This is a genomic window from Xenorhabdus sp. NBAII XenSa04 (assembly GCF_963866145.1).
GTDB lineage: Bacteria > Pseudomonadota > Gammaproteobacteria > Enterobacterales > Enterobacteriaceae > Xenorhabdus > Xenorhabdus indica.
The window spans coordinates 1-11318 of record NZ_CAWMEB010000420.1 but is presented as its reverse complement, the minus strand read 5'-3'; the positions used below and the strand labels follow the sequence as shown (position 1 = coordinate 11318).

The following is an 11318-nucleotide window of genomic DNA, read 5'->3' as shown; positions in this document are numbered from 1 at the left end:
TCAACTGACCGCATAAAAAACAATCAATACACTTTCACTCGGACATTTCTTGTTAATGCGACAGAGCCCTTGCGAAATCATCTCCAGAAACTTCGAAGCATAGTCAGAAGTAATTTAATGGTTGGGCAAGACGTATTAATCCATTTGCTCAATCCGGTTTTACGTGGCTGGGCAAATTATCATCGCCATGTTGTGGCTAAAGAAACATTTGGCTATGTGGATTACCGTGTCTGGAAACTCCTTTGGCACTGGTGCTGTCGTAAGCATCAGAATCGCAATAAACGCTGGGTGAAAGATAAATATTTTCATGCAGTTGACGGAAAAAAATGCGTATTTCAAAGTGTTGATACTTGGGGTAAGTTAGCTCGATTGCTCAGAAGTAAAGACATCCCGATTAAGCGGTATATCAAGATAAAATCGGAGGCTAATCTATACGGTTGCAATGATGAGTTGTATTTCGAACAGCGCCAGATTAAGCACTGGAAGGAAAACAAACTCTATCTTGGAAAATTGTGGACGATATGGGAACGCCAACGATATCGATGTTCGATTTGTGGGCAAATGTTTAAGAATGATGAAGATTGGGATATCCATCACGTTATTCGACGAACAGATGGAGGCGGGGATGAAATTGATAACTTGGTAATGTTGCATCCTAATTGTCATCGACAACTACATGTGGTTATGTGATCAAAGCACTAACTGTTTTTTGAATAAAAGGGTTAATATAAGAACAATTTGTGTTTAAGGTTTAAACACAAATGTTCTGTATAAGCTGGTCGTACGGCAAAGTTTGAGTAGTTAGGCTGAACTAAAGCCCTCTAGTCAGTCTATTTCTTCCGAAGGGTATACAACTAAAGGAGAAAGCTGTAATGTCGCAGCCGAAAGCCCCTTATTACTATAAAACAAGCAGTGATACTTACCACTGGGAAACTAGCTGTAGTAAAAACGCTCATCCTGCGGCAGGTTGGGTAAAGACTAATGACAGACCTAGTGGTAGAGAGCAGTGTAACGAGTGTAAGGCGAAGTAATACTTATTTCGTCGTCGAAATGTAAATCTAGCCTTATAAAGGCTTGAGCCGTATGCGGTGAAACTTGCATGTACGGTTCTTAGGGGGCGGTGGTATAGTAATATACTGCTGCTACCCGACATGCTGTTCATCCTGATAATGGAATTACCCGTCCATTAGGATAAAAGTTTGAAGGCGAGCAGAAAATATCTACTCGCCTTTTTACTTTTTGCTCTTAATGAAATACAAAAGGGTATATTTATCATTGTGGTATAAGTTCCAATAACCGATGAGGGAAGAAATGCGAATTAAAATTTTGCTCGGAATGTCAGTACTGCTGCTGGCTGGTTGCACAACGAATAATCAATTAACTTCCGCTGGCTCTAATGTACGTTTTGTGGATACTCAGCCGGGGAGCGAATGCCAGCGGTTAGGTGAAGTGACTGGTACTCAGAGCAACTGGTTCAATGGTATTGGTAATGAGAGCAGCTCTATGCGTGGTGCAGCTAATGATTTACGTAATAAAGCGGCTGCAATGGGGGGAAATGTCATTTATGGTGCAAATAGTCCATCAGAAAATCTGTTGGGTAGCTTTGTTCCCCTTGATAGTAAAATGGTTGGGCAAGTCTATCAATGTCCTTAGGCATCAGTAAGAAGGCACAGCAAAAGAACATAATGCAGTTTGGGCAATGTCCAGAAAAACGTTTTGTAACACGATAATTGATCGGTTTGTTTGAATTTCTGTGCACTGCCCATTATGACATATTTTCGACGGTGAGTTTATTGAATCAGTGATGGCTGAACATCATCTTGATGGGTGAATGCTACCCTAAGCCTAAATCCAGTGGTGTTTTACTCGGTTCGCCACCTATTTCCCTTGTCAGACGCGGAACCAAATAGCCGGAGACTTTAGTCAATAGCTCCCTCATAATGGATTTTGCTTCTTCATCAGTGACAAGAAAATGTGCAGCTCCCTGAACTTTATCCAGCACATGGATATAGTAAGGTAAAATACCCGCATCAAATAACGCATTACTTAACTCTGCCAGAGTATCAGCATCGTCATTTACATCACGCAACATGACGCTTTGGTTCAACAGTGTTACTCCCGCTTGTTTCAATCGCATCATGCTATTGCGAAAAGTATCATCAATTTCGTTTGCATGGTTAATATGAGTTACCATAATCACTTGCAAATCTGATTGTGCTAAGCGGTTGCATAATGAAAGAGTGATCCTGTCGGGGATGACGACAGGTAAGCGGGTATGAATACGTAACCGCTTAATATGCGGGATGGATTCAAGATGAGTCATTAGCCAATCCAGTTCATGATCTTTTGCCATAAGCGGGTCACCACCGGAGAAGATGATCTCATTCAGCTCAGTATGCTGTTCAATATAATTAAGTGCTGCATGCCAGTTGTTTTTATTACCTTTATTATCTTGATAAGGGAAATGGCGTCGGAAACAATAACGGCAATTTACCGCGCAGCCTCCTTTGACCAGTAATAAAGCGCGGTTGCGATACTTATGCAGCAAGCCGGGAACCACTGGATGTTGTTCATCTAATGGATCAGTGGAAAAACCAGTTGGAGTATCAAACTCTTCTCGTGCAGTCAGAACCTGTAGTAATAAGGGATCCCGCGGATCGCCTTTTTTCATTCGTGATACGAATGCTCTTGGCACACGTAAAGGAAATAGACGCCGCGCCTCATTGCCTTCTTTTAATATGGTGTGCGTGCTCAGGGACAACAGTTGCAACAACTCATTGGGATCAGTGATAACATCCGTAAGTTGTTGTAGCCAGACTTCTCTGGCAGGGTGAATTTGGGTTATAATGTGTGCCATTTTTTGGCTAAGCCATTTCGTTAAAAATTAGAGGATCTCCATGGCTACTTATAGTACCAATGAATTCCGTTCAGGTCTTAAAATCATGTTAGATGGCGAGCCGTGCGCTATTCTTGACAGTGAATTTGTTAAACCTGGTAAAGGGCAGGCATTTGCCCGCGTTCGTATTCGTAAGCTGATTTCTGGTAAACTGCTGGAAAAAACTTTTAAATCAACAGACTCTGTTGAAAGTGCAGATGTTATGGATATCAACCTGACTTATCTGTACAACGATGGTGAATTCTGGCATTTCATGAACAACGAAACTTTCGAGCAGTTAGCTGCGGATGCGAAAGCCGTTGGTGACAATGCAAAATGGCTAATTGATCAGGCAGAATGTATTCTGACTCTGTGGGATGGCCGTCCTATCGCTGTTACTCCACCAAACTTTGTTGAACTGGAAATTGTTGACACTGATCCGGGCCTGAAAGGTGATACCGCAGGTACTGGTGGTAAACCCGCTACTCTGAGCACTGGTGCGGTAGTGAAAGTACCTCTATTTGTACAGATCGGTGAAGTCATTAAAGTTGATACCCGCTCTAACGAATACGTTTCCCGCGTTAAATAATCGCGTATCGTTATTTTAAAAAAACCGTAGCCTCTTCGTCTAGAGGTTGCGGTTTTTTGTTGTACTCGATTTTATTACACGTTGCGACTCTCTGATCTGGTAGTTATAATCCTGTTGCATTTCTTATCGTTATCTGGGACGACCTGGATAAACGCCATCTGATTGGGGACGGCCCCGCTTTTCATTGGATAATTTTCCATTAGAGATAAGGTGAAAAGGCATGTCTTGGTTGATACTTCTCATCGCGGGTTTGCTTGAAGTTGTGTGGGCTGTGGGCCTGAAATACACTCAGGGCTTTTCTCGCTTGGTTCCGAGTCTAATTACCATCAGTGCGATGAGTGTCAGTGTAGGGTTACTGGCTTATGCCATGAAAAACTTACCAGCAGGAACTGCCTATGCGGTATGGACAGGAGTTGGGGCTGTAGGTACTGCGATCTTCGGTATTATGGTATTGGGGGAATCTGCGAATTTTGCCAGGATATTGAGTCTTGGCCTGATTATTGTTGGTATTATTGGCCTGAAACTTACTAGCTGACTGTCAGTAAGGTTTGATGATTTGTAAATGAACCCAGCATAATGCTGGGTCTCATCTTTGCTCATTTTTTCTCATAACGAGAAGGCCATATCTCTTCCGGTGTAAGTCCTAGTGCGGCTGCTATAAGACGTTCTCCTTTTGGCCAGTGGCGTTGTAGAGCATTGGCAAGTGTTGATGATGCTAACCCGGCAGTACGTGATACTTCTGATAATGTTGTGCCTCTTTTTTTCAATTCAGCGATGATATCAGCGGAATGCCAATCTTTATTTTCCATTCTTAAGTTCTCCTGTTACCTGTCATTTTTCAATTAAAAAGAAATGAATTAATAGTAGACTATGAGTCACACATAATAACATAACTAAGATTTAAATGTGACTCATAGTCCGTGGTCGGATAAGTAACATGAATCGATACTTATCGGATGAAAACATCGAACAACATCAAATCCGTTTTTGGACAAAGAATTAGATATCTCAGGAAGGAAGCTGGGATGTCGCAGGAGGCTTTTGCCGATAAATGTGGTTTGGATCGAACTTATGTCAGCGGCATTGAACGTGGTGTCAGAAATCCTACCCTAGAAATTATTTATGTCATTGCGAATGGATTGCAAATTGAGTTGAATGAACTGTTCAGTTTTGAGACTTCCGTCACTCCTAATTAAAATTTCTACAAATTATCTCATTAGTCATGATTAAGAGACTGTCTAAACTCTGTGGCTTAAAACCACCTTTGGGCTTCGTGAATTATATGCCCAAAGGTGATATTAAATATAGTGCATGATGTTATCAGAGCGCTGTCTCCCCAATATTGTTTAGGGCATCAATGATCATCTGCCAAAACTTGTTTTGATCCAGCTTTACGGCAACTTGAGTATGGCAGTCTTCTGGGGGAGGAGCGCGGAAGTCAGCGACTGTCATACCTGTCGTTAAAGCTCCTGTCATCTCGATATTTACGGGGACTTTTTGAGTAGTCATAACTGTAGGGTCAATGACATAAGCAACTGCACAGGGATCATGGACTGGAGGATACTTGAAGCCTTGCCATATCCGATAACTTTCTCCATAAAACTCCAGTGCATCCAATACGAACTGAGCTGGACGTGTTTTTATCCGGGCGATTGCCTCAAGTACTTCTGGGGTTGCCTGAGCTTGATGGGTAAGATCTAATCCGACCATTGTTAGTGGCCATTTTTCATTAAAAACAATGTGAGCAGCTTCAGGGTCGATCAAGATATTAAATTCAGCAACAGCGCTCCTGTTACCTATATGGTAACCACCTCCCATTAATACAACTTCTTTTATTCGTTCGACAATGTGGGGTGCTTTTCGGGCAGCAAAGGCGATATTAGTCAAACCTGCCGTTGGAACTAACGTCACGCTTTTAGGTGGATGTTCCATGATGATATCAATGATCAAGTCAACTGCATGCCGGGGGTCCAGTTTTATTACAGGCTCAGGTAATTCAGTGCCATCCAGACCGGTTTCTCCATGAATATCAGGTGCCGTTTTGATCTCTCTTACCAATGGGCGATGGCATCCCGCAGCAAACGGAACATTGTGGATATTAGCGATATGGGCAATGGAAAGCGCATTACGGGTAACTTTATCTAAGGTTTGGTTACCAACAACGGTCGTCACAGCTAAGAGTTCAATATCGGGGTTTCCATGGGCAAGCAGCATGGCAATGGCATCATCGTGACCAGGGTCACAATCGAGGATAATTTTCTTAGGAAGCATATTTATTCCTTTTACGGTACCTAAAAATTACGGTGCTCAAATATACATATCAAGAATAATTCACCATCAGTAAAAATTCTTCTACTGACCATCACAAAATGACATGATAAAAATCATAACTTATTAATGATAACTTTAATTATTGTGATTTAATTAACATACAAATAACAAATAATTTGAGCATTTCTAATGTATATGATTCATATATAGGGTAAATGTTTGTGTATGAGCTTTTCTTATTTTATTAATACATTAATAATTTATTTTCGTATCCTTTTGTTATCCAATTGAATAACAAATGTTACCGGAATAAACGATTTTAAATAAATGCGATACGTGTCCCTGAATAGAAAACTGTTGGCAGTGCATATCAGGGAAAGGACTGATGCTCACGGGGTGTAATATGAACAATCAGATCGATTCATTAACATACTATGCAGCAACCAAAAAATATGACCTTCGCTTTCCAACATTGACAGAAGATCTGGATGTTGATGTCGTTATCATTGGTGGTGGATTTTCTGGTGTAAATACTGCACTGGAACTGGCAGAAAAAGGCATTACCAATATCGCGATTTTGGAAGGAATGACTCTGGGATATGGTGGAACAGGGCGCAATGGCGGGCAAGTTATGACTGGCATTGGTCATGATTTAGATCGGATTAAACACCATGTCGGTAAGAAAGGTCTGGAGACAATATTTAAAATCAGCAACATGGGGACTGGAATTATTCGTGACCGGATCGCCAAATATGATATTAAGGCGGATTTCTGCCAGGGTTATAGTTACCTGGGTTGTAACTCCCGACAAGAGAGGACACTGCGTGGCTGGCTGAAAGGATTTCGGGAAGCTAGTCCTGATGAAGAGATTGAACTTTATACTGGTTCAGAAGTTAAGAAAGTCATTGGTTCAAATCTTTACACGTCTGCCTTGAAACATATGGGCGGAGGGCATGTTCATTCATTGAACCTATTGTTGGGCGAAGCCAAAGCGGTCACAGAGTATGGTGTCAAAATTTTTGAAAATAGCCAGGTTTTGAGTGTGGAATATGGGCCAAGGGTTACCGTTCATACAGCAATGGGCTCTGTGCGGGCAAGCAAAATGCTATGGGCGTGCAATGCTTTTCTGAATGGTCTTGAACCAACCATTTACAAAAAAACGATTAATACTTACGCATTCCTGTTAATGACAGAAGAACTCTCAGATGAACTGATAGAAAAAATCAGCCCGATCCGTGGAGCATATAGTGATATCAACCCTGTTATCAACTACTACCGGGTCACCAAAGAGAACCGATTGTTATTTGGTAGTGCGACAAGATATTTCGAATATATTCCTTCGGATTTAAAAGAATGGAACCGCAAGTGGATGCTGGATGTTTATCCCTACCTGAAAGATGTGAAAATTGAATTAGCCTGGGGTGGACCTATGAATTGTAGCGCCAATCTCTTCCCGCAAATAGGTTCCTTGCCAAAACATAACAACGTGTTCTATGTCCAAGGTTATTCGGGTTTTGGTGTGACGCCAAGCCATATTATCTGCAAGGTACTGGCAGAAGGTATGAGTGAAGGCTCTGAGCGCTATTCACTGCTAAGTTCTATCCCCCATTCTAATATTATCGGCAAAGATAAATTGAGGCATTTGCTTCTTTCTACCGGAAAGATTTGGCATCAAGTGTCAGGCTATTGGAAAGGGCGCCGTTAGTGTTATTGATTTTTCGATTTTCACTATTTTTGCACATGAACTTTTTTGCACAATAAATTCTGAAAGGTAAAAGTCATGATAAAGTCGTTATTGTTAGATAAAGCACTTCCTGAACTAATGCCGATTGGTAGTGTCACCAATCTTGGCTCTATTGTTGTAGAAGGCGATCCACAGGCAAGCAGTGCAATGATACACGGAGAGCCAACGGATAACCTGACTTGCGGTATTTTTGCTTGTACCAAAGGGAAATTTAAGATGGTTTATCCCTTTGATGAAATGGCAACTGTTTATGAAGGCTCCGTAAAACTAACGGATGTTAAAACAGGGGTGATAGTCGAATACCACGAAGGTGACTCATGGTTTGCGGCGAAAGGTACCGAAGTCTTGTGGGAAATCACCAGTGAACGCTTCGTTAAACACTATATGGCATGTGTCAATGCTCAGGTTTCAGACTGACAAGAGGGAAATATAATGAGTGAAATCACTCTGCTAGAGTCCGTTACAGCGTTTTTGCAACGTTCTCATGGCCATTATATCAATGGACAAGCTGTTCGTGGTCAGGAAGGCAACACCTTTTCGGTCATCAACCCGGCATCTAATGAGGTGATTGCTATTGTCAACCGCGGAAGTCAGGCAGAAGCTAATGCCGCTATGGAGGCTGCATCAACGGCTTTTCATGGTTCATGGGCACAAACTTCTCCTATGGAACGTGGCAACTGCCTGATTCGATTGGCGGATTTACTGCAAAAATATAGTGAAGAACTTGCCCAGCTTGAAAGTCTGTGTTCAGGAAAAACTATTCAATTATCACGTATGCTGGAGGTTGGTACTTCTGCTGAATACTTGCGCTACTTTGCCGGTTGGTCGAGCAAAATAAGCGGTGAAACACTGAATGTTTCATTGCCATCGTTCAAAGGGGAGCAATATACCGCCTTTACCCGTCGTGAACCTGTTGGTGTGGTAGTCGGAATTATTCCGTGGAATTTCTCGATTATGATCGCCATTTGGAAACTGGGAGCGGCATTGGCCTGTGGTTGTACGATTGTTCTGAAACCCAGTGAATATACTCCCTTAACTATGCTGCGTGTAGCAGAACTGGCGAAAGAAGCCGGAATTCCTGATGGTGTGATCAATATTGTCAATGGTTCTGGTACTGGTGTGGGTGCGGAACTACTCGCCCATCCACTATGTGCTAAGGTCACTTTTACCGGATCAGTTCCTGTTGGCATGTCGATTGGTAAATCTGCTATGGAGCATGGTCGTTTGCTCCGTACGACGCTGGAATTAGGTGGTAAAAATGCAGCAGCTTTCTTGCCAGATATGTCTGTAGAGAAAATTGTTGAAGGAGTATTAGAAGCTGGTTATGTGAATCAGGGGCAAATTTGTGCGGCGGCGGAATGTTTCTATATTCCCTCTATTCACATGGATGCGGTTTTGAAGTTACTTTCTGAACGTTTGTCTGCGATGAAGATTGGTTCTCCCCTTGATGAAACAACAGAGATGGGACCTTTGGCAAACAAAGAGCATTACGAAAAAATTCTGTCTCTGTTTGAAAAAGCACGTCAGGAAGGGAATGAAATCATATATGGTGGACGTGCACTGGAAGGGAAAGGTTTTTTTGTTATGCCAACCGTAATCCGTGCGAAAAGTGCCGAAGATACGTTAATGAAAGAAGAAACGTTCGGCCCAATAGGGGCTTTCCTCAGTTATGATAATGAGGAAGAACTGATTGCCATGATGAATGCAACGCCATTCGGCCTATCTGCCAGTTTATGGACAAACGACTTAAGTAAGGCAATGCGCATGATCCCGCGTATCCGGGCGGGTATTTTATGGATTAACATGCACACGTTCCTTGATCCCGCAGTTCCATTTGGTGGTATGAAATCCTCAGGAATTGGTCGTGAGTTTGGTAAGGCATTCATTGAGCATTACACAGAACTGAAATCGGTCATGATGCGGTACTGATAGCAACAGGCAGTTATATCTAACAGATTTCAGGTTGTTTCACTGGGAGTGTAAATGAGGCAACCTGAAAAATATCGAGCCTAATCGCCGGGCTATTTCTTGCAATTTGCAGGTATGTCTATAGTGACAATACATATTGTAAGAAATTGTCATAAATGTGTTATCAGCCTTTCACAATAATGTCACATTGAGCGTTCACTATTCGGGGAATAAATTCATATTCATGGTGTTTTGTTTAATTTTCCTGAAAGTAAGGAACACTCTATGTTTTATCGCCACATACCCTCCCGTAATTACACAAAAAGCTTGCTATCTCTTACTATTACCCTATTTATTATCGCTATATTCATGTCAGGAACCTGTTTATCTGCACGAGCCAGTAATACAGATAACATCGTGGCAGGATCCCGTTTAGCTCATGGAGATATAACCCAGTTCGGCGGTGCCCGCCGTCTTGCCGAAGACCAAACGAATGCTCTTAAGACAGCATTGAATAATAAAAAAGCGAAGAATGTTATTTTGTTTATCGGTGATGGTATGGGGGATTCTGAAATCACATTAGCCCGCAATTATTCACAAGGCGCTGGTGGTTTTTTTAAGGGAATCGATGCTCTGCCTTTTACTGGCCAATACACGCATTACTCTCTGAATAAAAAAACAAAAAAACCAAACTATGTCACGGATTCTGCGGCTTCTGCCACTGCATGGTCAACAGGGACGAAAACCTATAATGGTGCGTTGGGCATTGATGTTTTTGGTAAAGCACATCAGTCATTACTGGAGTTAGCAAAGAAAAACGGAAAAGCGACAGGAAATGTTACGACTGCCGAAATTCAGGATGCTACGCCAGCCGCGCTGTATGCTCATGTCACAAACCGTAAATGCTATGGGCCACAAGAAACCTCGGAAAAATGCCCTATCGATGCTTTAGAAAACGGTGGTAAAGGTTCTATCACGGAACAGCTTTTAGTTGCGCGTCCCGATATTACTTTGGGGGGCGGTGCTAAAAGTTTTGAACAACAATCGTTATCCGGCGTTAATAAAGGAAAAATTCTGAAGCAACAAGCCCTGGAACAAGGGTATCAATGGGTAACAGATATAAAGTCATTAAATGATATTCAAGAGGTCAATCAGAAAAAACCCCTGTTGGGATTGTTCAATGATGGAAATATGGGTGTGATCTGGGAAGGGCCAAAAGCGGTTTATCATGGCAACATTAATGAAGCGCCAGTGAAGTGTAAAATTAACACTCATCGCAATTCCGCTGAACCCACATTGGCACAACTGACCGAAAAAGCGATTGATTTATTGAAAACCAATAAGAACGGATTCTTCTTACAAGTGGAAAGTGCTTCAATTGATAAACAAGATCATGAAGCTAACCCTTGTGCCCAAATTGGGGAAACAGTGGCATTAGATGAAGCTGTACAAGTGGGTTTGAAATTTGCAAAGCAATATGGAGATACCTTAGTTATTGTTACGGCTGATCATGCCCATTCCAGCCAGATTATTGAACCCGATGTTAAATCCCCCGGATTGACCCGCTCATTGATTACCAAAGATGGTGCAGTCATCACGGTAAGCTATGGCAATTCAGAAAAAGGCAAACAAAACCATACCGGAACACAATTACGTGTTGCCGCTTATGGCCCTTATGCAGCCAATGTTGTTGGTTTAACTGATCAAACCGATTTGTTCTTTACCATACGTAATGCGATGGGATTGTTGTGACGTGTAGCCTGTTTGCTGGCTTGCGTTGTTTAGGTCACTTTCATTTTTGAGAATAACTGGGATGTATTAAGGAATAAAACCAAAAAAAGAACGGAGAAAAAGCGAGAAAATATGAGACAGATAAGAGATGAGCAGATAAATATTAACAGTGGTGCGAAGGGGGGGACTTGAACCCCCAC

At 42.0% G+C, this 11318-nt stretch carries 13 protein-coding genes; 10 read left to right on the top strand and 3 right to left on the bottom strand.

Annotated features, from left to right (window positions below):
* The 3 genes from AAC147_RS17135 to AAC147_RS17125 form a co-directional block, all read left to right on the top strand.
* Positions 1-690: group II intron maturase-specific domain-containing protein (locus tag AAC147_RS17135; protein WP_197056394.1), on the top strand; the 690-nt coding region annotated here is incomplete at its 5' end.
* 182 nt (positions 691-872) lie between these two features.
* Complete coding sequence (locus tag AAC147_RS17130; protein ID WP_156115380.1) at positions 873-1031, top strand: hypothetical protein; 159 nt, start codon at positions 873-875, stop codon at positions 1029-1031.
* A gap of 280 nt (positions 1032-1311) precedes the next feature.
* Entirely contained in the window at positions 1312-1653 is a 342-nt protein-coding gene (locus tag AAC147_RS17125; protein WP_047683224.1) for a DUF4156 domain-containing protein, read from the top strand.
* 181 nt (positions 1654-1834) lie between these two features.
* On the opposite strand, the gene epmB is transcribed toward AAC147_RS17125, so the two are convergent.
* Complete coding sequence (gene epmB, locus AAC147_RS17120; RefSeq protein WP_047683222.1) at positions 1835-2857, bottom strand: EF-P beta-lysylation protein EpmB; 1023 nt, start codon at positions 2855-2857, stop codon at positions 1835-1837.
* A 40-nt stretch (positions 2858-2897) separates the two neighbouring features.
* On the opposite strand from epmB, the gene efp reads away from it, so the two are divergent.
* Both efp and sugE read left to right on the top strand, forming a co-directional pair.
* The gene (efp, locus tag AAC147_RS17115) at positions 2898-3464 is read left to right on the top strand and encodes an elongation factor P (RefSeq protein WP_047683220.1); all 567 of its coding nucleotides are present in this window, start codon (positions 2898-2900) and stop codon (positions 3462-3464) included.
* A gap of 220 nt (positions 3465-3684) precedes the next feature.
* A complete protein-coding gene (gene sugE, locus AAC147_RS17110; RefSeq protein WP_047683218.1) occupies positions 3685-3999 on the top strand; it encodes a quaternary ammonium compound efflux SMR transporter SugE in 315 nt (104 codons plus the stop codon).
* 61 nt (positions 4000-4060) lie between these two features.
* Here the strand turns inward: sugE and AAC147_RS17105 are convergent, their stop codons facing one another.
* Positions 4061-4273 (bottom strand): helix-turn-helix domain-containing protein, encoded by a 213-nt coding sequence (locus AAC147_RS17105; RefSeq protein ID WP_038260439.1) that lies wholly within the window; start codon positions 4271-4273, stop codon positions 4061-4063.
* Positions 4274-4420: 147 nt separating this feature from the next.
* Between AAC147_RS17105 and AAC147_RS17100 the strand changes: the two genes are divergently transcribed.
* A complete protein-coding gene (locus tag AAC147_RS17100) occupies positions 4421-4660 on the top strand; it encodes a helix-turn-helix domain-containing protein (RefSeq protein WP_072032531.1) in 240 nt (79 codons plus the stop codon).
* A 124-nt stretch (positions 4661-4784) separates the two neighbouring features.
* Here the strand turns inward: AAC147_RS17100 and uriH are convergent, their stop codons facing one another.
* Positions 4785-5735 (bottom strand): uridine-preferring nucleoside hydrolase UriH, encoded by a 951-nt coding sequence (gene uriH / locus AAC147_RS17095; RefSeq protein WP_047683214.1) that lies wholly within the window; start codon positions 5733-5735, stop codon positions 4785-4787.
* 403 nt (positions 5736-6138) lie between these two features.
* Here uriH and AAC147_RS17090 point away from each other — a divergent pair, with 403 nt between their 5' ends.
* The 4 genes from AAC147_RS17090 (at position 6139) to phoA (ending at position 11139) form a co-directional block, all read left to right on the top strand.
* The gene (locus AAC147_RS17090; protein WP_047683212.1) at positions 6139-7440 is read left to right on the top strand and encodes an NAD(P)/FAD-dependent oxidoreductase; all 1302 of its coding nucleotides are present in this window, start codon (positions 6139-6141) and stop codon (positions 7438-7440) included.
* Positions 7441-7515: 75 nt separating this feature from the next.
* Positions 7516-7896 carry a cupin domain-containing protein gene (locus AAC147_RS17085; protein WP_047683211.1) on the top strand — a complete coding sequence of 127 codons (381 nt, stop codon included), beginning with the start codon at positions 7516-7518 and terminating at the stop codon, positions 7894-7896.
* 15 nt (positions 7897-7911) lie between these two features.
* Positions 7912-9408 (top strand): aldehyde dehydrogenase family protein, encoded by a 1497-nt coding sequence (locus AAC147_RS17080; protein WP_047683209.1) that lies wholly within the window; start codon positions 7912-7914, stop codon positions 9406-9408.
* Between the two features lie 264 nt (positions 9409-9672).
* Complete coding sequence (gene phoA, locus AAC147_RS17075; protein WP_047683207.1) at positions 9673-11139, top strand: alkaline phosphatase; 1467 nt, start codon at positions 9673-9675, stop codon at positions 11137-11139.
* Positions 11140-11318 lie beyond the last annotated feature (179 nt).